Here is a 22,255-nt window from a genome sequence, read left to right as displayed (position 1 = left end):
CCGGCAGAACTGGGGCTGAGTTGCACGTTGGGGAGCGCGGCACAGCGACGCAACGGTGCGTGTGTGTCTCACCTGCCCGAACCCGGCGTGGCGGGGCCTCTTCCGACGGCGGGTCCGGACCGTGTGCGACAGGCCCGGAGACGGTTGTCGCTGTCGGCGGTCCTATGGAGGGGCGCTGGGCACGCATGCCTCGCGGGCCCGGGCGGGGTGTTGCAGTGCTTGTGTTTCGCTGGTTCGGGACTGGTCTGCCGGGTTCCTGCTGGTGGTGCGTCGGGTTGCACTCATCAGCCCGGGGAGGTTGTAGTCGACGGACCTGCGGGCAGGGGCGCTGAAGCGTGTATGCCTCGCGGGCCTATGGTGGCGCCGTATCTGTCCGCCAGTTCTTGTGCGGCGGCCTTCGCTGGCCTGTGCCGGCGGTGCGTTGGTTTTACGCGTCAACCCGGGGAACGGTCGCAGTCGGCGGTCCTGCGTCCCGGGGCACGCATGTCTTGTGGGGCCAGGGCTCGCACTCGGTGCGTGGCGCCGGGTGGGCGTACCCAGGTCGAGGGCGTGGAGTCCGTCGCAGGGGGCGCATCGGATGAAGACGGCGGCGCGGGCGTCGATCTTCGGTGACGGCCGTGCGTGGGTTCGGCCTAGAAGACGGGGATGATGTCATCCGGATTGATGAAGTCGACCGGTACGCCTTCCAGGTCGAGCTCGGGAATGGCAGGGAAGGCGATCCCCCAGCGTTCCACGATCGCGCGGATTCGGGCCATCGCCACCCGCCAGTTCTCCGCCTGCTCCTCGTACGAAAGCACGCCCAGCCCGGCCTGCCGGGCGTGGTCCATGAGGACGCGGTGATTGGGCAGGAAGTACGGCGGCAGTTCCCAGAAACCCTCGGGCGGCTCCCAGAGAATCATGCTGAGAAAGACGAATCCCGCCCGGAGTTGACGTGTGATGAGCGTACGGGTCGCGTCAGTGAGGCCCGGCCATTCGTTTTCCAGGATGGTCATGCAGATCTGCAGATGCCGGGACTCGTCGCGGCCGATGCGGTGGAACATCTCGCTGAAGACCGGGTGCTGGGTGCCGGAGGCCATGCCTCTGAAGAGCGTGGAGGCGGCCATCTCCCCCATCATGAAACTCGTGAACAGGACGGGCAGCGAATACCTGCCGACGGCCGAGTTGTAGCCGGTCCAGTAGCGGCCGCCGTTGTGGTAGAGCCAGCCGATGTTGTTGTGGGCGGCCGATTCGAGGTCGTCGGACGGGGTCCAGTCGAGCGGGCCGCCCGGCCAGAGCCTGGCGATGGTGCGCTGGCAGCACTCCTCGTGGTTCATCTCGTCACGGGTGATCGAGAAGAAGCACTTCCTGACCGGGTCCTCCTCGTGCTTCTCGAAGGCCTGGATGGTCGCGCGGGCGAACACGGCCGGTCCGGAGGCGTCGAAGTTCGCCAGCACCGCGAACCAGTACATGATGCCCAGGCGCTGCTCCCGCGTGAAATCGTTGGGATCGAGGCCGTCCCAGGGCAGGTCGGCCGGGTTCCAGACCACGCGCTTGGACTTCTCGTAGATGGCGGCGAGCTTCTCGGTCTCGACGTGCCATTCCATGGGATAGATGTTGGGCTGCGGGATCTCCGGCGCGGGCCAGAAACCGCCCTCTGGGATCGTGAGGTCTGCCATGGTTGTGACACCTCCTCTCCCATCCTGCGGGGAAGCGTCACGGCTTTCAAGTGCGAGCCCTCCGCGCTGCCTCATGTGCCCTGGGTGTGGGCTGGGCAAACAGCTGGGCACCTCTGCTGGGCGCCTCTGCTCGGCACCTCTGGTTACGGCGCGGGCCGGCCGACAAGCACAGGCGGGCCGCCGCACAGCCCCTCGAACCAGGACGGCGGTTCTCGAAAAAGCGTGCGCGCCCAACGGCCAAGTGCCGCGCGTGCGTGTGGGGCCGGGTGTCCGTTGTGTGAAGGGCCGGGCTGGGGGTGCATTCGTGACGACATCCGTTTCGGGGAAGGGGAAGGGGCTGGGCGTGCGGGCGACATCGGCTGCGCGGCCGTGAGGGTTTGAGCGCCCGTCCACGAAGAGTTGGGCATGCGTGAGGGGCGCGGAGCCGGGGGTGCGTGAAGGGCGCGGAGCCGGGCGTGCGCAAGGGGCGTAGGGCCGGGCATGCGCAAGGGACGCGGAGCCGGGCGTGCGTAAGGGGCGTAGGGCCGGGCGTCCGCAAGGGGCGCGGGGTCGGGGGTGCGTGAGGGGTGGATGCGTCTGAGGGGCCGGGGTGTCGGAAGAGGCTGGAGGTGCTTCGGGACGGGCGGGAGTTGTACGCGTGCGCACCCCGCCCACCCTCACGTACGGGCGCGCTGGGTGACGGCCACGCAGACGAGTACGGCCAGGGCCGCCACAACGGTCGGCGGCCCGAAGCGTTCGCCCATCAGGAACCAGGCCCAGACGAGGGTCAGCAGCGGCTGGACGAGCTGGGTCTGCCCGGCCCTGGCGATCCCGCCTCTGGCCAGGCCCGCGTACCAAGGGATGAAGCCGAGGAACATGGAGATCGCCGACACGTACGCGAAGCCCGCCAGGGCAGGCCCGGAGGGGCTGATGGGAGTGGTGAGCGCGAGGACGGCCGAGACGGGGACGGTCACCGGGAGGGAGAACACGAGGGCGTGGGAGATGACCTGCCACCCCGGAATACGCCTGGAGAGCCGGGCCCCTTCGGTGTAGCCGATCGCGGCGGAGCCGAGGGCGCCCAGAAGGAGCAGGTCGGGCCAGGAGGGCCGCCCCTGGTGCTGGATGAGCGTGAACGCGGTGATGGCGAGGGCTCCGGCCGTACAGGCGGCCCAGAAGAGCGGGCGGGGGCGTTCAGCGGCTCTCAGTACGGCGCAGACGGCCGTGGCCACCGGGAGGAGGCCCGTGACCACGGCGGCGTGGGCGGTACTGGCGCCGAGGTCCAGGGCCAGGCCGCTGAAGAGCGGGAAGCCGAAGACCACGCCCAGGGAGATCAGCGCGTACGAGGGCCAGTGGGCTCGGGGCGGGACCAGCGGGGTGCCGGTGGCCGCCAGGCAGGTCAGGGCGAGGACGCCCGCGACGGCGGCCCGCCCGATGGCCACCAGCCAGGGGTCGAAACCCTGCATCGCGTGAACGGTGCCCGGGAACGAGCCGGAGAACGCCAGGACGCCCAGGAACGCCAGGGCCGTGCCCTGGCCGCGCCGGTGGACCGCTACCGTATCGACCACAATAGCGCTACTCTGATCTCTCATGGACAACGATAGCAGTATCGCCCAGATTGCCGCGATACTGCGGGAAGAGGCCGATCGGCTCGGCCCGGGAGCGCGATTGCCGTCCAGCAGGGAGATCGTGCGCCGGCACAACGTCAGCCCCGTCACCGTCTCCAGGGCCATCGGGCAACTGGCGGCCGAAGGACGCGTGGTGACCAGGCCGGGCAGCGGGGCGTTCGTGGCGCAACCGGTGGGGCGGGCCCGCGAGGCGGCCGATCTGTCCTGGCAGACCGTCGCCCTGGGCGATCGCGTGGTCGACGAGGGGCCCGTCGCGGCGCTGCTGGGTACGGCGGCCGAGGGGGTGGTGCCGCTCACCGGCGGCTACCTGCGGCCGGGGCTGCGCCCGGACAAGCAGCTCGCGGCCGCGGCGGCACGGGCGGTGCGCAGGCCCGACGCCTGGGCCGTGCCGCCGCTGACCGGGCTGCCGGAGCTGCGGCGCTGGTTCGCCGTGCAGGCCGGGGGTGACGTGACCGCGTCCGACGCCGTGATCGTCAGCGGTGGGCAGGCGGCGCTCACGCACGCGTTCAGGGCGCTGGCGGCGCCGGGCACGCCCCTGCTGGTCGAGACGCCCACCTACCCGGGCGCGCTGGCGGCGGCCAGGGCGGCGGGGCTGCGGGCCACGGCCGTGCCCATGGACCACGACGGCGTACGTCCCGACCTGCTGGCCGAGGCGTTCGCCGTCACGGGGGCGCGGGTGTTCTTCTGCCAGCCCACCCTGCACAACCCCACCGGCGCGACCCTGCCGGTCGAGCGCCGCGAGCAGGTGTTGCAGGTCGCCAGGGCGGCGGGGGCGTTCGTGGTGGAGGACAACTTCGCGCGGTACCTGACCGAGCACCCGCCCCCGTCGCTGGCCTCCATGGACGAGCACGGCACCGTCGTGCACATCGGCTCGCTGACCAAGATCCTCTCACCCAGCCTGCGGGTGGCGGCGGTCATCGCCAGGGGGCCCGCCGCGCACCGGCTTCGGGCGAGCCAGCTCGTGGAGTCGTTCTTCGTGGCGCGGCCCCTCCAGGAGACGGCGCTGGAGTTCGTGGGCTCGACGGCCTGGCGGCGGCACCTGACGGCCGTGCACGCCGAGATCAGGACCCGGCGCGACGCGCTGGCCGCGGCCCTCGCCGCGCGCATGCCGCGGGCGCGGACCTACCTGCTGCCCATCGGCGGCATGCACCTCTGGGTACACCTGCCCGCCGACGTGGACGAGACCGCCCTGGTGGAGGCCGCCAGGCGGAACGGGGTGCTGGTGAGCCCGGGACGGATGTACTACCCGTCGGAGCCGCCGGGGCCGCGCATCCGGGTCACGCACATGGCCGCCGCCCATCTGGCGGAGCTGGGCGAAGGGGTACGGCGCCTCGCCGAAGCCCTAGCCCTGACCTCCCACGAAGCCGAGTGACACCCGCACCTCTCAAACCCCCGAGGCCGGGCGCCCCGACGCCCCGCCGAACTGCCCCCGTTGATCACGAAGGCGGGTGTCGCCCAGTAGAGTGGCGGCATGCCGTTCTCCACGGAGCTCGTACGAGACTTCGTGAACACCTTCGACGTCGAAGCCCAGGCGGACGAGCTGTCCTCCCCCGCCGAGCTGGCCCTGTGGCTGCGCGACCGCGGCCTGGCCGGGCCCGGCGACCGGGCCACCGACGACGACCTGCACGCCGCCCACCACCTCCGCGAGGGCCTCAGGGCCGCGCTCAGGCGTGAGGAGGCCCCGCTACCGGCCCTGCCGCTCCAGGTCAGGGTGCGGGCGGAGGGTCCTGAGCTGGTGCCGGCGGCGGACGGGGTCCGGGGCGGGCTGGCCGGCATCGCCGCGGCGGCGGTGTCCGCGTCGTGGGACCGGCTCAAGGTGTGCGCGGAGGGCACGTGTCAGTGGGCGTTCATCGACTCGTCAAAGAACCGTTCCCGGTCGTGGTGTTCCATGCGGGTATGCGGCAACCGTACTAAGACGCGGGCATACCGGGCGAGGAAGCGTGGTTCGCGTCGTCTCCAAGGCTCAAACACCGATACGGTGTAACTCGTGCCTTGTGGCATGAACGGCAGGCGAAGGAGCGGGCCGAGATGGCAGACGTAGGCGTCCGGGCGGCCCGGCGCGAGGATGTGCTCCAGGTTGCGAACACTCAGATCCGCGCCTGGCGCTACGGCTATCGGGACTTCCTCCCCGAAGGCCCACTCGAGCAGATGACTGGCGCGGCGGCCGAGAAGATGTGGCTGCGCCAGTGGGACGAGGCGATCGTCGCCCCGCCCAGCCCCATGCACCGGGTGCTGGTGGCGGTGGAGACCATCCTCGACACCGAGGGCTTCCCCGCCCTCGGCGCGGGCGGCGCCGCGGCGGCGCTGGTCACCCCCCGCGGCGGAGAGCGCGTGGTGGGCCTGGCCTCCCATGCCCCCGCCGAGGATCCCGACCTCGACCCCGGCGTGGTGGCCGAGATGCTGACGCTGCTGGTCGACCCCGACTTCGTCCGCAGGGGGCACGGCAGCCGCCTGCTCAACGCCACGGTCGACTACCTGCGAGAAGACGGCTTCCGGCAGATCGTCACCTGGGTGTTCGCCGACAACTACGCGGTGCTCGGCTTCCTGGAGTCGGCGGGCTGGGGCGAGGACATGGCCGAGCGCGTCCTCGACATGGGCCGCCCGATCAGGATGGTCCGGCTCACCACCGACATCAGCTAGAGATTGAAGAGCAACATGGCAACCCCCGGTCAGTGGATCGCCGGAGCCCGCCCGCGCACCCTGCCCAACGCCGTCGTGCCCGTCATGGTGGGCACCGGCGTGGCCGTCGGTGAGGGCGGCTTCGTGTGGTGGCGGGCGATCCTGGCGCTGTTCGTGGCGCTGTCGCTGCAGATCGGCGTCAACTACGCCAACGACTACAGCGACGGCATCCGGGGCACCGACGACCAGCGGGTCGGCCCGATGCGGTTGGTCGGCTCGCGCGCGGCCACGCCGCGGGAGGTGCTGACCGCCGCGCTGGGCTGCTTCGCCGTGGCGGCGGTGCTGGGGCTGGTCCTGGTCGTGGCGACGCGGGCGTGGTGGGTGCTGCTGGTGGGCGCGGCGGCGATCGCGGCCGCCTGGTTCTACACCGGCGGCAAGCATCCGTACGGCTACCACGGGCTGGGCGAGCCGGCCGTGTTCGTGTTCTTCGGGGTCGTGCCCGTGGTCGGCACCGCCTTCGTGCAGACCGAGCACCTAAGCTGGGCGGCGTTGTTCGCCTCGGTGCCGGTGGGGCTGTTGTCGTGTTCGATGCTGGTGGTCAACAACCTGCGCGACGTGGGCACGGACGGGCAGGCGGGCAAGCGTACGCTGGCGGTGCGGATGGGGGCCGAGCGCACCCGTGCGCTGTATGTGGCCTGCCAGGTGGTGCCGTTCGTGGTGGCGGTGGCGATGGTGCCGATCACGCCGTGGGCGGCGCTGGTGCTGCTGGCCGCGCCGCTGGCGATCTCCCCCATCCGTTCGGTGCTGGGCAGGGCGGTGGGCCCGGCGCTCATCGCGGTGCTGCAGCAGACGGGCAAGCTGCAGATGGCGTACGGGCTGCTGTTCGCGGTGGGGCTGGCCATCATTTTCTAACGGTAGGCCGTCATTTAGGGTGAGACGGTGAAGGATTTCATCGCCGGTCTCCCCAAGTGCGAGCTGCACCTGCACATCGAGGGCACGCTGGAGCCCGAGCTCAAGTTCGAGCTGGCCGGGCGCAACGGCCTCGAGCTGCCGTACTCGACGGTCGAGGAGATGCGGGCGGCCTACACCTTCGACAGCCTGCCGTCCTTCCTGACGATCTACTACGAGGGCATGCGGGTGCTGCGCACCGAGCCCGACTTCTACGACCTGGCCATGGCCTACCTGCGCAGGGCCGCCGGGCAGAACGTCCGCTACGTGGAGATCTTCTTCGACCCGCAGGCGCACACCTCGCGCGGCGTGCCGTTCGACGTGGTGGTCAGAGGGCTGCGGCGGGCGCTGATGGACGCGTACGCGCAGCTCGGGGTGCGGGCGCAGCTCATCATGTGCTTCCTGCGCGACTTCCAGGCCGAATACGCGATGGCGACGCTGCTGGAGTCGCTGCCGTACAAGGAGTGGATCGTGGGGGTGGGGCTCGACTCCGACGAGAAGGGCAACCCGCCGAGCAAGTTCGCGGCGGTCTACGAGCGGGCCAGGCAGGAGGGTTACCTGCTGACCATGCACTGCGACGTCGACCAGGACGACGCGATCGAGCACATCCGGCAGGCCGTCGACGAGATCGGCGTCGACCGCGTCGACCACGGCGTCAACCTCCTGGAGGACCAGCGGCTGGTGGAGACGGTGCTGGCCCGTGGCATGGGGCTGACGTGCTGTCCGGTGTCCAACGGCTACGTCACCGGGTCGATGAAGGCCGAGGGCATCCGCAAGCTGATGGACCTGGGCGTGCGGGTGACGATCAACTCCGACGATCCCGCGTACTTCTCGGCGTACGTGCTGGAGAACCTCCTGGCCCTCCAGGACGCGCTGCAGCTCACGCGGGAGGAGCAGGCCCAGCTCCAGCGCAACGCCTTCGAGGTCACCTGGCTGCCACGGCAGCTCAAGGACGCCTATCTCGCCGAGGTCGACGCGTACGTCGCCTGACGCTCCGGCCTCTCCCAGCGGCGTGCGGTGGTCACGTGGTAGAGCAGGGTCAGGGCGGTGATTCCGGCGGCCGAGAGCCCCAGCATGGCGGGCGTGATGGCGAGCCATTCCTGCGCCAGGCCGCCGAGGCCGCCGCCGAGCGCGATCCCGAGGTAGAGGGCCGAGGAGTTGAGCCCGAGGAGAACGGGGGCGGCGGCCGGGCCGAGGGCGAGGAGCCGGTGCTGCTGGGGCACGACGACGAGGCCCACGGTCACGCCCCAGATCGCGGCCCACACCAGCGCGGGGACCAGGGCGGCGGTCGCCACCGGGGTGAGGGCCAGGGCGACGGCGGCGACGGCGAGCGTCCAGGTCAGCACGTGCGCGGGGGCACGCCGGTCGACCAGCCGTCCGGCGAGGACGTTCCCACCCAGGACGCCGGTTCCCCAGGCCAGCAGGACGACGGTGAGCAGCAGCTCCGAGCCGCCTGTCGCGCCCTGGAGGGCCGGGGCGAGGTAGGTGTAGAGGGTGTAGACGCCGAGGAAGGCCAGCGTGGTCACCGCCAGCAGCCCGGCGACCCGGCCCTGCCTGAGCGGGCGCAGCCGCTCGCCCAGTGAGGCGGCGGGCAGCGTCACCTTGGGCAGTCCGACGGCGATGCCGAGGGCCGCCACGAGACCGATCCCGGCGACGGCCCACAGGGTGAGGTGCCAGTCGGTACGGCCGATCAGCGTGCCGAGCGGCAGACCCAGCACCGTCGCCAGGGTGAGGCCGCCCATGACGAAGGCGAGTGCCCGGCCCCGGCGTTCTGGCGGCGCGACGGCCGCCGCGGTGCTGGAGGCGGCGGAGTTGATGGCCCCGGCGCCGATCGCGGTGACGACTCGGGCGATCATCACCACCGCGTATTCGGTGCCCAGGGCGGTGACGACGTTGCCGGCCACGAAGACGCCGAGCGCGACGAGCAGTGCGGACCGCCGGTCCAGGCCGCTGGTGAGCGCCCCCATGACCGGCGCTGACAGGGCCATCACCAGGGCGAACACCGTCACGAGCTGCCCGGCGGCCGGGGTGGAGACCCGCAGGTCGGTGGCGATGGAGGGGAGCAGGCCCGCGATGACGTAGCTGTCGGTGCCGACGGCGAACGTCGCCAGGGCCAGAGGAAGGAGTCGTTTCACCATCGGGTGGCGCCTGCCTTTCCAGAGGGGACTCGGAAGTGACAGGGCGGGAGCCTAGGCGATATATGGATGCTTGTCCATGCGTCCATGTGTTGCTAGTGTGCGGGCATGCGGAACACAGGGGGCGGCGATGCGTGAGGTGTCACAGCCGGCGACCGAGGCCATCCGGCTGGTCGAGGTGCTGCGTGCGCTGGCTGATCCGGTGCGGCTGGAGCTCGTCCGGCGGCTCGACCAGATGGGCGAGGACGCCTGCAACACGATCGGCGGCGAGATCGACGTCCACCAGACGACGCTGTCGCACCACTACCGGGTGCTGCGCGAGGCAGGCGTGACCTGGACCACGGTGCAGGGCCGGTCCCGGCTGGTCCGGCTGCGCCGCGACGACCTCGACGGGTTGTTCCCCGGCCTGCTGGACTCCGTGCTGGCGGCCCAGCGCCGGACGGGCGACCGCGCGGCCCACAGCGCCGTCGAGACGCCTTAGGCGCGGGCGTCCCCGGCCGGGCCGCCCCAGCGGCGGCGCATGGCCACGCGGGGTGCGACCTCGATGCCCAGCTCGCGCTCGTGCTCGACCAGCGCCCGTAGCTCCGGTCCCCACTCGGTCTCGGGAAGCGTGGCGAAGCCGTGCCGTTCGTACCAGGGGGCGTTCCAGGGCACGTCCCTGAACGTGGTCAGCGTCACGGCCGAGGCTCCGGCAGCGCGCGCGTGGTCGACCACGGCCGTGACCAGCCGCCCGCCGATGCCCTGGCGCATGTGCGCGGGATCGACGGCGAGCTGTTCGAGGTGCACGTCGCCGTCGACCCATCCGATCAGCGCGAACCCGGCCGGCGGCGCCCCCTCGACCAGCACCACGCCCGGGTCGTCGACCTCTTCGATCATCGTGGTGCCGGGCGGGAACACGATGCCCACCTGCTCGAACAGCCCATCGGCGGCCAGCTCGATCGAGACCAGCCCGGCCAGCTCATGCTCTTCAGCCCATCGCACCATGGCGACACGTTCTCATGTTTCGGGTGCGACTCGCCGCTCGTATTAGGGTTGATGATCGTAGGCCCGGCTGTGCGGAGCCGGGACCCTCTCCTCACGACGTGCCCACGACCGTGCGCGGCCGTGGGCACAGTCGTGTGCTGTTCGACTTGCTCAGACTTGCTCAAAGGCGCTAGAGGTCGAGGAGGGGCTCCAGGCCCAGCGTGAGGCCGGGCAGCTCGCGCACCCTGCGCACGCCGAGCAGCACGCCCGGCGTGAACGCCGACCGGCTCATCGTGTCGTGCCTGATCGTGAGGATCTCGCCGTCGCCGCCGAGCAGCACCTCCTGGTGCGCGATCAGCCCCGACAGGCGCACCGCGTGCACGTGTACGCCACCGACGTCGGCCCCGCGCGCGCCGTCGAGCGCGGTGGAGGTGGCGTCGGGCATCGCCCCCAGCCCCGCCTTGGCCCGCGCCTGCGCGACCAGCTCAGCGGTACGCCGGGCGGTGCCGGACGGCGCGTCGGCCTTGTTGGGGTGGTGCAGCTCGACGATCTCGGCGGACTCGAAGTAACGCGCCGCCTGCTGGGCGAAGTGCATCATCAGCACGGCGGCGATGCCGAAGTTCGGGGCGATCAGGCAGTTGGTGCCGGGACTGGCCGCCAGCCAGCCGCGTACGGTCCGCAGCCGCCCCTCGTCGAACCCGGTCGTGCCCACCACGGGGTGGATGCCGTGGCCGATCAGCCATTCGAGGTTGCCCATGACCACGTCGGGATGGGTGAAGTCGACCACCACCTCGGCGCCGTCGAGCCCTTCGATGGAGTCGTCCTTGTCGACCGCGGCCACCAGCTCCATGTCGCCGGCCGCCTCGACCGCCCTGCACACCTCGACGCCCACGCGCCCACGGGCGCCGAGCACACCTACCCTGATCACAGGCTGACCCTATCGTGCTGCCGCCCCCACGGCCGAGGCGGCAGCACGCTCAACTGATGGCGTCGGAGAAGTCCTTGTCACCGTACGGCCCGATCACGGCGAGCGTGAGCGGCCGGTTGAGCACGTCGCGGGCCACCTCGGTGATCTCGTCGGGCGTCACCGCCTCGATGCGCGAGAGCACCTCGTCCACCGACATCAGCTCGTCGTAGACCAGCTCGTTCTTGCCGATGCGCGACATGCGCGACCCGGTGTCCTCCAGGCCGAGCACGAGCCCGCCCCGCATCTGGCCCTTGCCGCGCATGATCTCGTCGGCGCTCAGCCCCTGGGCCACGACCCTGGACACCTCGTCCCGGCAGATCTTGAGCACGTCGTCGATCTTCGACGGCAGACAGCCCACGTAGATGCCGAACTGGCCGGTGTCGGCGTAGGCGGAGGTGTAGCTGTAGGCCGAGTACGCCAGCCCGCGCTTCTCCCTGATCTCCTGGAAGAGCCTGGACGACATGCCGCCGCCCAGCGCCGCGTTGAGCACGCCCAGCGCGAACCTGCGATCGTCCGTACGGGACAGGCCGGTCGTGCCGAGCACCAGGTTGGCCTGCTCGGTGGGCCGGTCGAGCACCTTGACGTCGGAGCGCGTCTCGGCCCCGGGGCCGCTGGTGCGCGGCGGCGCGAACTCGGCCGGGCCGCTCAGCGCGCCCGCCCGCTCGTACGCCCGCGCGACCAGCTCGACGACCTCCTCGTGCCGGATGTTGCCCGCCACCGACACCACCGTCCGGCGCGGCCGGTAGAAGCGGTGATAGTACTCGGCGATGCGCTCGCGCCTCAGGGCGTTGATCGAGTCGACCGTGCCCAGGATGGGCCGCCCGATCGGCGAGTCGCCGTAGAGCGCGGCGGCGAACTGCTCGTGCACCACGTCGGAGGGATCGTCGTCGTGCATGGCGATCTCTTCGAGGATCACTCCCCGCTCCGACTCGACGTCCTCGTCGGTCACCAGCGAGCTGGTCACCACGTCGGCGAGCACGTCGACCGCGATCGGCAGGTCCTCGTCGAGGACCCGCGCGTAGTAGCAGGTGTACTCCTTGGCGGTGAAGGCGTTGATCTCACCGCCGATGCCCTCGATCGAGGCGGAGATCTCCATCGCGTCGCGCGTGGGGGTGCCCTTGAACAGCAGGTGTTCAAGGAAATGGGTGGCGCCCGTGTGCTCGGGGGCCTCGTCGCGCGAGCCGATGCCGACCCACATGCCGACCGCGACGCTCCGCACGGTCGGCATGGTCTCGGTCACCACGCGCAGCCCACCCGGGAGGACGGTGCGCCTCACCACCCCGGCTCCGTCCTTGCCGGGGTGCAGCGTGGTCGTCGTCACGAGTTCCGGTCGTCTCCCTCGGCGCCGCGGGTGGTGCGCACGCGTGTGCGGGTGCGGCGGGGCCGGTCGGCCTTGTCCTCGGCGGCGTCCGGAGCGGCGGTCTCGGGCTCGTCCGGCGCCTCGGCGGGGGCGTCGGCGGACCGCTCGGTGGGCTTCGCGTCCTTCTCGGCGGCCTCCTTCTCGATGACCTCGACCGGCACCAGCGAGAGCTTGCCGCGGCCGTCGATCTCGGCGATCTCGACCTGGATCTTCTCGCCGACGCTCATGACGTCCTCGACGTTCTCGATGCGCTTGCCGCCGTGCAGCTTGCGGATCTGCGAGACGTGCAGCAGGCCGTCCTTGCCGGGCATGAGCGAGACGAACGCGCCGAAGGCCGCGATCTTGACGACCGTGCCCAGGTAACGCTCGCCGACCTCGGGCATGTGCGGGTTGGCGATGGCGTTGATCGCCGAACGGGCGGCCTCGGCGGACGGCCCGTCGGTGGCGCCGATGTAGATCGTGCCGTCGTCCTCGATGGTGATCTCGGCGCCCGTGTCGTCCTGGATCTGGTTGATCATCTTGCCCTTGGGGCCGATGACCTCGCCGATCTTGTCGACCGGGACCTTGATGGTGATGATGCGCGGCGCGGTCGGGTTCATCTCCGCCGGGGAGTCGATCGCCTCCTGCATCACGTCGAGGATCGCCAGGCGGGCGCCCTTGGCCTGCTTGAGCGCGGCGGCCAGCACGTGGGCCGGGATGCCGTCGAGCTTGGTGTCGAGCTGCAGGGCGGTGATGACGTCCTTGGTGCCGGCGACCTTGAAGTCCATGTCGCCCATGGCGTCCTCGGCGCCGAGGATGTCGGTCAGCGTGACATATTTGTCGCCCTCGGCGATCAGGCCCATCGCGATGCCCGCGACCATCTCCTTGAGCGGCACACCGGCGTCGAGCAGCGCCATCGTCGAGGCGCAGACCGAGCCCATCGAGGTGGAGCCATTGGAGCCGAGCGCCTCGGAGACCTGCCGGATCGCGTACGGGAACTCCTCGCGCAACGGCAGCACCGGGATCAGCGCCCGCTCGGCCAGCGCGCCGTGACCGATCTCGCGGCGCTTGGGCGAGCCCACCCGGCCGGTCTCGCCGGTGGAGTAGGGCGGGAAGTTGTAGTTGTGCATGTAGCGCTTGGTGCGCTCGGGGTTGAGCGTGTCGATGACCTGCTCCATGCGCAGCATGTTGAGGGTGGTGATGCCCATGATCTGGGTCTCACCGCGCTCGAACAGCGCCGAGCCGTGCACCCGGGGCACCACGTGGACCTCGGCCGACAGGGCCCGGATGTCCTTGGTGCCACGCCCGTCGATGCGGACGCCCTCGCTGACGACCCGCTCGCGCATGAGCTTCTTCATCACCGAGCGGAACGCGGCGCCGATCTCCTTCTCGCGGCCCTCGAACTCGGGCAGGAGCTTCTCGGCGGCCAGCGCCTTGACCCGCTCGAGCTCGGTCTCGCGCTCCTGCTTGCCGGCGATGGTCAGCGCGGCGGCCAGCTCGGTCTTGATCGCGGCCTCGACGGCGGCGTAGACGTCGTCCTGGTACTCGAGGAAGACGGGGTATTCGGCCGTCTCCTTGGCGGCGACCTGCGCGATGCGCGACTGCGCCTCGCACAGCACCTTGATGAACGGCTTGGCGGCGTCCAGGCCCTGCGCCACGGTCTCCTCCGTGGGCGCGACCGCGCCCTCGGAGACCAGCTTGAGCGTGTCCTTCGTGGACTCGGCCTCGACCATCATGATCGCGACATCGCCGTCGTCGAGCACCCGGCCCGCCACGACCATGTCGAACGTGGCCCGCTCCAGCTCGTGGTGCGTCGGGAAGGCCACCCACTGGCCCTCGATCAGCGCCACCCGCACGCCGCCGATCGGCCCGGAGAAGGGCAGGCCCGCGAGCTGGGTGGACAGCGACGCGGCGTTGATCGCCACCACGTCGTAGAGGTGGTCGGGGTTGAGCGCCATGACGGTGGCGACGACCTGGACCTCGTTGCGCAGGCCCTTGACGAACGACGGGCGCAGCGGCCGGTCGATCAGGCGACAGGTGAGGATGGCGTCCTCGGACGGACGGCCCTCACGGCGGAAGAACGAGCCCGGGATGCGCCCGGCGGCGTACATGCGCTCTTCGACGTCGACCGTCAGCGGGAAGAAGTCGAACTGTTCCTTCGGCGACTTGGACGCGGTGGTCGCCGACAGCACCATCGTGTCGCTGTCGAGGTAGGCGACGGCGGAACCGGCCGCCTGGCGCGCGAGCCGTCCGGTCTCGAACCGGATCGTACGCGTGCCGAATGAGCCATTGTCTATGACGGCTTCAGCAGTGTGGACACCCTCCACGGGGGACCTCCTTGTGGTCGGTCACCCGCGCCTTTTCTCACCGGCACCCTCGTTAGGTGCAGCGCCGGTCTTCGATCGAAGCGCCCGGTCGCGTGCGTGATTACCGGAAGCCACTACCGAGGACCGGCCCGCAGGCGTCGCGGGTCGCATGGTGCTGAGCGGACGCGGGGGCTGTGTGTCTCGGATCTTCATTTGTACGTCAGGCGCGGGACGGTTTCACGTCGCCACGCGCCCGACCGTATGGGGTCCTACCCCCATATGAGAAGGGAGCGGCGCAGGCCGCCGCTCCCTTTCATGCTATCGGCGCAGGCCGAGCCGCTCGATGAGCGAACGGTAGCGCTGGATGTCGACCTTCTGCAGGTACTTCAGCAGGCGGCGCCGGCGCCCGACGAGCAGCAGCAGACCACGACGGCTGTGGTGGTCGTGCTTGTGCGTCTTCAGGTGCTCGGTCAGCTCGCTGATGCGCTTGCTCAGCAGCGCGATCTGCACCTCGGGCGACCCGGTGTCGCCCTCGGCCGTCGCGTATTCGCTGATGATGGTCTTCTTGGCAGCGGTGTCGAGGGACACGGCTCTCCTTCGAGCTACGGGCACGCGCGAATGAAATATGAGCGAACGACCGCGCGTGCCTACAGTCGCCGCGTGAAGGCCGTCATGGCAGCGCGCAGCGCCGCCGCTACAGAGCCGACATGCAAGGTTACCACCTCGTGTCCGCTGCCTGGGACGGGTGCTGAGAGGGCGCTGAGACGGTGCTGAGACGGCGATGTCCCGGACAGGACGCGGGCGGCGCGGCGGCGGCACGCGGGCTGTGGAGCGCCCGGGGCCGCCCCGACTCGTGAGGCGCCCGGGGCGGCGGTCAACTCGTGAGGCGGCGGGTGGCCTCCACGTCGTCGTGGATCTGGGCGATCAGCGCCTCGATCGAGTCGAAGCGGGTGTTGCCACGCAGCCGCGCCGCGAACTCCACCGCCACGTGGGCGCCGTAGAGCTCGAGGTCGTCCCGGTCGAGCGCGTACGCCTCCACGGTACGCGGCACGCCCTCGAACGTCGGGTTGGTGCCGACCGAGATCGCCGCCGGCCAGCGCTCCCCTTCGTACAGGGTGGGCAGGTTGGCCACCGGCACGCACTCCAGCCAGCCCGCGTAGACGCCGTCGGCCGGGATCGCGGTGTACTGCGGGGTCTCGACGTTGGCCGTGGGGAAACCGAGCTGGCGTCCGCGCTGGTAGCCGCGTACGACCACGCCCTCCACCCGATGCGGGCGGCCGAGCTGGGCCCCGGCGGCGGCCACGTCGCCCGCGACCAGCAGCTCGCGGATCGAGGTCGCGGAGACGGCGTCGAGCCGGGGCACGGCCTCCACCTCGAAGTCGTACTTGTCACCCAGCCTGCGCAGGGTCTCCACGTCACCGGCCGCGTTGTGCCCGAACACGAAGCCCTCCCCCACCACGACGACCGCCGCGCGCAGCCGCTCGGCCAGCACGTTCTGGACGAACTCGTCGGGCGTGCTGCGCGACAGGCCGAAGCTGAACTCCACCACGTCGATCTCGTCGGCGCCCAGCCCGGCGAGCAGCTCGGCCCTGCGCCGGAGGCTGGTCAGCCGGTGCGGATGCGACCCCGGCCGGACCACCTCGTCGGGGTGCGGCTCGAACGTGACCACCACGCCGCGCAGCCCCCGCTCACGGGCGATGGCGACGGCCCTTCCGACCACCCGCTGGTGCCCGCGGTGGACCCCGTCGTAGACGCCGACGGTCACGACGGATCTCTCCGAACCCTGCACAGACCTCTCCGAACCCTGCACGTAAGGCCCCATTCGCTCGTCCTGGGACCGCCTCGTCCCCGGATCAACCCGTACAAGACTGCCACGAGGCCCGGCATTCCCTCCAACCGAGGGGGCTATCATCGGGCATCATGCCTCGTTACGCGCTTCTGATCCTGCCTGCCTTCAACCGGGTCTACGCCGAGAGTGCCGTCCGGCTGACCCGCGCCGAGCTGGCCGTCTTCAGCGCGCGTGCCCTCGGCGGCGAGGTGCTCGACAGCGACGAGACGACCATCGGCGGCGTCCCCTACGTGACGTTCGAAACCGAGCGCCCGCTGAGCGAGACCGCCGTCCGGCTGCTGTCCAACCTCTCCTCCGTCTACGCCCTCTTCGCCGTGGAGGGCGAGCTGCTCAGGCCGCTGGCCATGCGCTCGCGCGACCGGCTGAGCAGCGACCTGATCACCATCCAGAAATACGCCGGCAAGACCAACGAGCACTTCACCAAGCTGCTGCTCAACGTCACGGCGCTGGCGGGCGACAAGGGGCTGGGCGACGGGCTGTCGGTGTTCGACCCGCTGTGCGGCCGGGGCACCACGCTCAACCAGGCCCTCATGTACGGCTACGACGCCTACGGCATCGACGTCGACGCCAAGGACTTCGAGGCGTACAGCGGCTTCATCAAGACGTGGCTGCGCAACAAGCGGCTCAAGCACACGGCCGAGACCGTGCCGGTGCGCCGCGAGCGCGCCCTGGCCGGGCGGCGGCTCAACGTGACCTTCGGCCTGTCGAAGGAGGCCGTCAAGGGCGGCGACGTGCAGCACCTGGCCGTGGTCAACGCCGACACCCTCAGGAGCCGTGAGTTCTTCAAGCCGCGCTCGTTCGACATCCTGGCCACCGACGCGCCCTACGGGGTCCAGCACGGCAGCAAGGGCGGCGCCGGCCTGTCGCGCAGCCCGCTGGAGCTGCTGGGCCGGGCCGTGCCGGTGTGGGCCGAGCTGCTGCGTCCAGGCGGCGCCATGGGCATCGCCTGGAACACCTACGGCGGCAAGAGCGCCGACCTGGCCAAGATCCTCACGGACGCGGGCCTGGAGGTCATGGACTACCCCGACTTCGAGCACTGGGTCGACCAGGCGATCGTCCGCGACGTCATCGTGGCCCGCAAGCCCGCCACCACTAGCTAACGACCGCCTGACGAGCGCTAACCCACGAAGACGGCGAGCGGCCTGGCCACCCGTCCCCGCTCCTCCACCAGCGCCAGCAGCTCGCCCTCCGGCCCGAACACGCCGATGGGGCCCGTTCCGAGCCCGGCCGCGGGCAGCCGCCCGCCGTGCCCGATGACGCGGGCCTCCTCGGCCGTGACGTCCCGCCGGGGGAACGCCGCCGCCACCGCCTCGCCGATCGGCAGGATCACGCACTCCTCGGCGAGCTGGTCGACGCTCCTGGCCAGCGACAGGTCGTAGGGGCCCACCCGGGTACGCCGCAGCCGCGTCAGATGGCCGCCGACGCCGAGCGCGGCCCCGAGGTCGCGGGCCAGCGCGCGGATGTAGGTGCCGCTGGAGCAGGTCACGACCGCGTCCACGTCGACGACCTCGCCCTCGGCCCGGATGTCGCCTACGACGAACTCCCGCACCGTGACGGGCCGGGCCGCCAGCTCGACCTCCTCGCCCGCCCGCGCCATCTTGTAGGCTCGCTGCCCGTTCACCTTGATCGCGCTGACCTGGGGCGGGATCTGCATGATCTCGCCGGTCAGCGCCGCCACGCCCTTGTGGATCTCGGCCGCCGTCACCCCCGCCGCCGTGACGGTGGCGGTGACCTCGCCCTCGGCGTCGTCGGTGTTCGTGCTGACGCCGAGCCGGATCGTGGCCTCGTAGACCTTCTCGGTCAGCATCAGGTGCCCGAGCAGCCGGGTCGCCTTCTCCACGCCGACCACCAGCACGCCCGTGGCCATCGGGTCGAGCGTGCCCGCGTGCCCGACCCGGCGGGTGCCGGCGATGCGGCGCATCTTGGCCACCACGTCGTGCGAGGTCCACTCGCCGGGCTTGTCGACGATGATCAGACCGCTCTCGGACATCTACACGACCTTCCGCAACTCGCGCCGGAACCTGGCCATCGTCTCCTCCACGGTGTCGTACGAGGTGAATCCGGCCGCGTTGTGGTGCCCGCCGCCGCCCAGCGCCGCGCACACGGCCGCCACGTCAATGTCTCCCTTGGACCTGGTCGACACCTGCCAGTCGCCGTGGTCGTCCTCCTTGAGCACGACCGCCACCTGCGCCTCGTCGGTGCGGCGGACGATGTCGATGATGCCTTCGAGCTCGGAGTACGGCAGCCCCTGGGCGGCCCGGTCGACCCGTGACACGTACGTCCAGACCAGCCCGCCCTCCAGCGTCACCCGCTCGAGCGCGGCGGCCAGCACCTTCAGGTAGCCGAACGGCGAGCGGTCCCACAGCTCGCGGGCGATCTCGTCGGTACGCAGCCCGGTCGCCACCAGCCTGGCCGCCATCTGGTGCACGGCCGGGGTGGTCGAGGAGTAGCGGAACGATCCGGTGTCGGTCACCAGGCCGGCGTACAGGCAGGTGGCGATGTCGCGGTCGAGGCGCCCGCCGAGCCGGTAGACGAGCTGCTCGGCCAGCACGGCGGTGGCCGCGGCCGCGGCGTCGATGAGGTCGAGGGTGCCGAACCCGGCGTTGGACGGGTGGTGGTCGACCACGATGACCTCGCGGGCCGCGGCCACGTTCGCGCCCAGCAGGCCGACGCGTTCGAAGGTGGAGGAGTCGAAGACGATCATGAGGTCGGGGGCGGCGGGATAGTCGTCGGGCGGCACCAGCATCTCCTGCCCCGGCAGGAACCGCAGCAGCCGCGGCACCGCGAAGTGCCGGTCGCCGAAGGAGGCCACCACCCGCTTGCCCATCGAGCGCAGCGCGAACGCGACGGCCAGCATCGAGCCGAGCGCGTCGCCGTCGGGCGTCACGTGGCAGGCCAGCGCGACCTCGTCGGTCTCACGGATCAGGCACAGCGCACGATCCCACGACGATTCGGGGATCGGACAGTCGTTCGCCACTCGCCGCTCCATCCGGGGCTGGCGTCCGGCCCAGTCGCGAACGTCGGGTGTCACGCCTGTTCGTCCCGGTCCGGGCCCTCGTCCAGGTCGTCCTCGGGCTTGCGGTAGGGGTCGGCCTCGCCGGCGTAGGTGGCGGTCTGGGCCCGCAGCGCCACCTCGGCGTCGCGGGCCCGGGCGGCGTTGATCAGGTCGTCGAGGTGGCGGGCGCTGTCGGGCAGCGGGTCGTGCTTGAACGTCAGCGTCGGAGCGAACCGCACGCCCGTCTGGCGGCCCACCTCGGAGCGGATGATGCCCTTGGCGCTTTCGAGGGCGGCGGCGCTGTCGGCCCGCTCGGCGTCGGAGCCGAACACCGTGTAGAACACCGTCGCGTCGCGCAGGTCGGCGGTGACACGTGTGTCGGTCACGGTCACGAAGCCCAGACGCGGATCCTTGATCCGGCGCTCCAGCATCTCGGCGACGATCTGCTGGATGCGGTCGGCGAGCTTGCGCGCTCGTGCGGCATCCACCATGTTCGCTCCCCCTCACGCACGACCTGCCCGGCCGTGCTGTCGTTCAGTCTTCGTCGTTGTAGAGCCGCTGCCGGGCCGACAGCAGCTCGATCTCGGGGCGGAAGGCCACCATGCGCTCGCAGGCGTCGAGCACTTCCCTGCAGTTGCCCGCGGAGGCGGACACGACCGCCACGCCGACCTCCGCCCTGCGGTGCAGATCGAGGTGGCCGGTCTCAGCCACCGCGATGCTGGGGTAACGGCGCTGCAGCTCGGCGATCAGCGGTCGTACGACAGAGCGCTTCTGCTTCAGCGAGTGCACGTCGCCGAGCAGGATGTCCAGGGTCAGAGCACCCACATACATCGTTGTCAACCACCGCTTGTCCTGGTGAGGTGAGCGCACGCCCGGCCTGCTGCGGTGGGGACCAGGCCAGGGCGTGCGAGAAGCGCCCGGCGGATGTCCCGCCGGGCGCCCGGCCGCGCGTCACACGCGCGGCTTCTCCCGCATCTCGAACGTCTCGATCACGTCGTCGATCCTGATGTCGTTGTAGCCGACACCGACACCGCACTCGAAGCCCTCGCGGACCTCGGTCGCGTCGTCCTTGAAGCGACGCAGCGACGAGACGGTCAGGTTGTCCGCGATGACGACGCCGTCGCGGATCACCCTGGCCTTGCTGTTGCGGACGATCACGCCGGAGCGGACCAGAGTACCGGCGACGTTGCCGATCTTCGGCACCTTGAAGACCTCGCGGACCTCCGCCGTGCCCATCTGGACCTCTTCGAACTCGGGCTTGAGCATGCCCTTGAGCGCCGCCTCGATCTCCTCGATCGCCTGGTAGATGACCGAGTAGTAGCGGATGTCGACGCCCTCGCGCTCGGCCAGGTCGCGCGCCCGCGGCTCGGGGCGGACGTTGAAGCCGATGATGACCGCGTTGTCGTCGGCGACGGCCAGGTTGACGTCGTACTCGGTGATCGCGCCGACCGCGCGGTGCAGGACTCGCAGCCTGACCTCGTCGCCGACGTCGATCTTGAGCAGGGCGTCTTCCAGGGCCTCCACCGAACCGGACACGTCACCCTTGATGATGAGCTTGAGCTCGTCGACGCGACCCTTCTCGAGGTCGCTGAACAGCTCTTCGAGGGTGCGGCGACGGCTCGACTTCGCCATGTCGGCGCTGCGCTTGCGCGCCGCGCGCTGCTGGGCGATCTGCCGGGCCATCCGGTCGTCGGTGACCACGATGAAGTTGTCACCGGCGCTCGGCACCGCGGTCAGACCCATCACCAGGACCGGACGCGACGGCGTGGCCTCCTCGACCGCGTCGCCGTTGTCGTCGAGCATCGCGCGGACGCGGCCGAACGCCTCGCCACACACGATCGAGTCGCCGACGCGCAGCGTGCCGCGCTGGACCAGGACGGTCGCGACGGGGCCGCGGCCCTTGTCGAGGTGCGCCTCGATCGCGATGCCCTGAGCGTCCATCGTCGGGTTGGCCCGCAGGTCGAGCTCGGCATCGGCGGTCAGCAGGATGGCCTCGAGGAGGTTGTCGATGCCCGTGCCGTTCTTCGCCGAGATGTCGACGAAGAGGGTCGAGCCACCGTATTCCTCCGCCACCAGGCCGTACTCGGTGAGCTGGGCGCGCACCTTGTTGGGGTCGGCGCCCTCCTTGTCGATCTTGTTGACCGCGACCACGACCGGCACCTCGGCCGCCTGGGCGTGGTTGAGCGCCTCGATCGTCTGCGGCTTCACACCGTCGTCGGCCGCGACCACCAGCACCGCGATGTCGGTGGACTTGGCGCCTCGGGCACGCATGGCGGTGAACGCCTCGTGACCCGGGGTGTCGATGAAGGTGATCTTCCGGTCTAGGCCCTCGTGCTCGGCGGAGACCTGGTAAGCGCCGATGTGCTGGGTGATGCCACCCGCCTCGCGCGCCACCACGTTGGTCTTGCGGATGGCGTCGAGCAGCTTGGTCTTACCGTGGTCGACGTGACCCATGACGGTCACGACCGGGGGACGCGCGGCCAGGTCGGCCTCGTCGCCCTCGTCCTCGCCGAACTCGATGTCGAAGGCCTCGAGCAGCTCGCGGTCTTCTTCCTCCGGGCTGACGACCTGGATGTTGTAGTCGAGCTCGGCGCCGAGGAGCTGCAGCGTCTCCTCGTTGACCGACTGCGTCGCGGTCACCATCTCACCCAGGTGCAGCATGATCTGCACGAGCGAGGCCGGGTTGGCGCCGATGCGGTCGGCGAAGTCGGACAGCGACGCGCCGCGCGGCAGGCGGATCGTCGCGCCGTTGCCGCGAGCGACCTGCACGCCGCCGATCGCCGGCGCCGACATGTTGTCGAACTCCTGGCGCCTCTGCCGCTTCGACTTGCGGCCACGCGCCGGACGGCCGCCGGGACGCCCGAAGGCTCCCGCG

General features: G+C 70.8%; 21 protein-coding genes. 7 read left to right on the top strand and 14 right to left on the bottom strand.

Annotated features, from left to right (window positions below; all coding sequences use genetic code 11):
• Window positions 1-632: 632 nt before the first annotated feature.
• The gene (locus tag ABD844_RS40165; protein WP_344890474.1) at window positions 633-1,655 is read right to left on the bottom strand and encodes a hypothetical protein; all 1,023 of its coding nucleotides are present in this window, start codon (window positions 1,653-1,655) and stop codon (window positions 633-635) included.
• A 656-nt stretch (window positions 1,656-2,311) separates the two neighbouring features.
• Window positions 2,312-3,199, bottom strand: coding sequence for a DMT family transporter (locus ABD844_RS40160; protein ID WP_344890471.1), 888 nt, complete (start codon window positions 3,197-3,199; stop codon window positions 2,312-2,314).
• Window positions 3,200-3,221: 22 nt separating this feature from the next.
• Between ABD844_RS40160 and ABD844_RS40155 the strand changes: the two genes are divergently transcribed.
• From ABD844_RS40155 to ABD844_RS40135, 5 genes are all read left to right on the top strand, one after another.
• Window positions 3,222-4,631, top strand: coding sequence for an aminotransferase-like domain-containing protein (locus ABD844_RS40155; protein ID WP_344890468.1), 1,410 nt, complete (start codon window positions 3,222-3,224; stop codon window positions 4,629-4,631).
• Window positions 4,632-4,730: 99 nt separating this feature from the next.
• The gene (locus tag ABD844_RS40150) at window positions 4,731-5,243 is read left to right on the top strand and encodes a CGNR zinc finger domain-containing protein (protein ID WP_344890465.1); all 513 of its coding nucleotides are present in this window, start codon (window positions 4,731-4,733) and stop codon (window positions 5,241-5,243) included.
• 44 nt (window positions 5,244-5,287) lie between these two features.
• On the top strand, window positions 5,288-5,899 hold the full coding sequence (locus tag ABD844_RS40145) for a GNAT family N-acetyltransferase (RefSeq protein WP_344890462.1): 612 nt from the start codon (window positions 5,288-5,290) through the stop codon (window positions 5,897-5,899).
• A 15-nt stretch (window positions 5,900-5,914) separates the two neighbouring features.
• Window positions 5,915-6,790 (top strand): 1,4-dihydroxy-2-naphthoate polyprenyltransferase, encoded by an 876-nt coding sequence (locus ABD844_RS40140; RefSeq protein ID WP_344890459.1) that lies wholly within the window; start codon window positions 5,915-5,917, stop codon window positions 6,788-6,790.
• Between the two features lie 27 nt (window positions 6,791-6,817).
• Window positions 6,818-7,816 (top strand): adenosine deaminase, encoded by a 999-nt coding sequence (locus ABD844_RS40135; RefSeq protein ID WP_344890456.1) that lies wholly within the window; start codon window positions 6,818-6,820, stop codon window positions 7,814-7,816.
• Here ABD844_RS40135 and ABD844_RS40130 read toward each other — a convergent pair.
• Entirely contained in the window at window positions 7,783-8,964 is a 1,182-nt protein-coding gene (locus tag ABD844_RS40130; protein ID WP_344890453.1) for an MFS transporter, read from the bottom strand. The two genes, ABD844_RS40135 and ABD844_RS40130, sit on opposite strands and share 34 nt — an antisense overlap.
• Before the next feature lie 127 nt (window positions 8,965-9,091).
• Here ABD844_RS40130 and ABD844_RS40125 point away from each other — a divergent pair, with 127 nt between their 5' ends.
• Entirely contained in the window at window positions 9,092-9,442 is a 351-nt protein-coding gene (locus ABD844_RS40125; protein WP_344890450.1) for an ArsR/SmtB family transcription factor, read from the top strand.
• Here ABD844_RS40125 and ABD844_RS40120 read toward each other — a convergent pair.
• From ABD844_RS40120 to ABD844_RS40095, 6 genes are all read right to left on the bottom strand, one after another.
• A complete protein-coding gene (locus ABD844_RS40120) occupies window positions 9,439-9,945 on the bottom strand; it encodes a GNAT family N-acetyltransferase (protein ID WP_344890448.1) in 507 nt (168 codons plus the stop codon). The two genes, ABD844_RS40125 and ABD844_RS40120, sit on opposite strands and share 4 nt — an antisense overlap.
• 169 nt (window positions 9,946-10,114) lie before the next feature.
• Window positions 10,115-10,852: a 4-hydroxy-tetrahydrodipicolinate reductase gene (dapB, locus tag ABD844_RS40115; RefSeq protein ID WP_344890445.1), complete on the bottom strand. Its 738-nt coding sequence runs from the start codon at window positions 10,850-10,852 to the stop codon at window positions 10,115-10,117.
• A gap of 49 nt (window positions 10,853-10,901) precedes the next feature.
• A complete protein-coding gene (locus tag ABD844_RS40110; RefSeq protein WP_344890442.1) occupies window positions 10,902-12,212 on the bottom strand; it encodes a M16 family metallopeptidase in 1,311 nt (436 codons plus the stop codon).
• Entirely contained in the window at window positions 12,209-14,557 is a 2,349-nt protein-coding gene (locus tag ABD844_RS40105; RefSeq protein WP_344890439.1) for a polyribonucleotide nucleotidyltransferase, read from the bottom strand. The genes ABD844_RS40110 and ABD844_RS40105 overlap by 4 nt, the downstream gene beginning before the upstream one ends.
• A 297-nt stretch (window positions 14,558-14,854) precedes the next feature.
• Window positions 14,855-15,124, bottom strand: coding sequence for a 30S ribosomal protein S15 (gene rpsO / locus ABD844_RS40100; protein ID WP_090945762.1), 270 nt, complete (start codon window positions 15,122-15,124; stop codon window positions 14,855-14,857).
• Window positions 15,125-15,410: 286 nt separating this feature from the next.
• Window positions 15,411-16,358 carry a bifunctional riboflavin kinase/FAD synthetase gene (locus ABD844_RS40095; RefSeq protein ID WP_344890429.1) on the bottom strand — a complete coding sequence of 316 codons (948 nt, stop codon included), beginning with the start codon at window positions 16,356-16,358 and terminating at the stop codon, window positions 15,411-15,413.
• 98 nt (window positions 16,359-16,456) lie between these two features.
• Between ABD844_RS40095 and ABD844_RS40090 the strand changes: the two genes are divergently transcribed.
• On the top strand, window positions 16,457-17,485 hold the full coding sequence (locus tag ABD844_RS40090) for a TRM11 family SAM-dependent methyltransferase (protein ID WP_344890426.1): 1,029 nt from the start codon (window positions 16,457-16,459) through the stop codon (window positions 17,483-17,485).
• A 17-nt stretch (window positions 17,486-17,502) separates the two neighbouring features.
• Here ABD844_RS40090 and truB read toward each other — a convergent pair whose 3' ends face one another.
• The 5 genes from truB to infB all read right to left on the bottom strand — a co-directional run.
• Entirely contained in the window at window positions 17,503-18,375 is an 873-nt protein-coding gene (gene truB, locus ABD844_RS40085; RefSeq protein ID WP_344890423.1) for a tRNA pseudouridine(55) synthase TruB, read from the bottom strand.
• The gene (locus tag ABD844_RS40080) at window positions 18,376-19,362 is read right to left on the bottom strand and encodes a DHH family phosphoesterase (protein WP_344890419.1); all 987 of its coding nucleotides are present in this window, start codon (window positions 19,360-19,362) and stop codon (window positions 18,376-18,378) included.
• Between the two features lie 50 nt (window positions 19,363-19,412).
• Window positions 19,413-19,871 (bottom strand): 30S ribosome-binding factor RbfA, encoded by a 459-nt coding sequence (gene rbfA, locus ABD844_RS40075; protein ID WP_344890416.1) that lies wholly within the window; start codon window positions 19,869-19,871, stop codon window positions 19,413-19,415.
• A gap of 43 nt (window positions 19,872-19,914) precedes the next feature.
• A complete protein-coding gene (locus ABD844_RS40070) occupies window positions 19,915-20,211 on the bottom strand; it encodes a DUF503 domain-containing protein (RefSeq protein WP_344890412.1) in 297 nt (98 codons plus the stop codon).
• Between the two features lie 120 nt (window positions 20,212-20,331).
• A partial coding sequence (infB, locus tag ABD844_RS40065) for a translation initiation factor IF-2 (RefSeq protein WP_344890409.1) occupies window positions 20,332-22,255 on the bottom strand: 1,924 nt, incomplete at its 5' end.

The sequence above is a fragment of the Nonomuraea antimicrobica genome (assembly GCF_039536965.1).
GTDB lineage: Bacteria > Actinomycetota > Actinomycetes > Streptosporangiales > Streptosporangiaceae > Nonomuraea > Nonomuraea antimicrobica.
The sequence above is the reverse complement of the archived record's forward strand: the minus strand, read 5'-3'. Positions and strand labels throughout refer to the sequence as shown.